Genomic DNA, 768 nt, shown 5'->3' on the forward strand with positions numbered 1-768 from the left:
CTGAAACATTTATACATACCTCCTTGTATTTTTTTGTGTAGGAACTTAATTATAACAAGGTTTTGTATAAATGTTTTTTTATTTTATTCAAATGGAAATTTATTGAAGTATTTTTGCACTATTATAGTTGTACAAAAGGTATGCCTAAAAGTATGGGGCTTTAACCTCTTCTCAAAATTTCCTTGTATTGTATGTTTTTCAAGAAGAGTATTTACTGCATCCCTTTTTATAGCTCCCCTTTGTCCTAAGATTAAGTATTCTGAATTTTTATATGGATTTTTATTTCTTTCTATCATGTATTCTTTTACCGATTCTACTACCTCAGACTTTAGAGGAATTTCTCTTATCTTACCACCCTTTCCTAATACCTTTAGATGTCCTGTTAGAAAATCAATATTTTTTATCTTAATATTGCAAAGTTCACTTACCCTTACTCCAGTAAACAGTAGTAGCAGTATTATCATCTTATCCCTAGGGCTTACCTTGTGCTGGTCTTGGATGTAGAAAAGTAGTTTTTCAACTAGCATTTCTGAAAAAACTTCCACTTGCTGCTCTGACCCGGTTGCTATTTTCACCCTATCTTTTCTAAGATTAATTACGTTTTCTTTCATGTATCCTTTTTTTATTAGATAGTAATTAAATAAAATGTACCCTATAGAGTAGACACTATAAAAAAGTCTACTTTATAGGGTGTTTTTATGTATAATTAAATAAATGAGAATTCGGGGGAAAAAAAATGAGTAAAAAGATATTTACAGAAGAACAAAT

Annotated in this window: 1 protein-coding gene; it reads right to left on the minus strand. The window is 29.4% G+C overall.

The window, feature by feature from the left end; all coding sequences use genetic code 11:
* Nucleotides 1-83 precede the first annotated feature (83 nt).
* A complete protein-coding gene (locus tag Tmeso_RS15825; RefSeq protein WP_099192885.1) occupies nucleotides 84-611 on the minus strand; it encodes a tyrosine-type recombinase/integrase in 528 nt (175 codons plus the stop codon).
* Nucleotides 612-768 lie beyond the last annotated feature (157 nt).

Source organism: Tepidibacter mesophilus (assembly GCF_002724055.1).
Taxonomy (GTDB): domain Bacteria; phylum Bacillota; class Clostridia; order Peptostreptococcales; family Peptostreptococcaceae; genus Tepidibacter_A; species Tepidibacter_A mesophilus.

What these genes read in the sequence shown, in the direction of transcription:
- Tmeso_RS15825 (WP_099192885.1), bottom strand. Translation starts at nt 611, where the DNA reads ATGAAAGAAAACGTAATTAATCTTAGAAAAGATAGGGTGAAAATAGCA.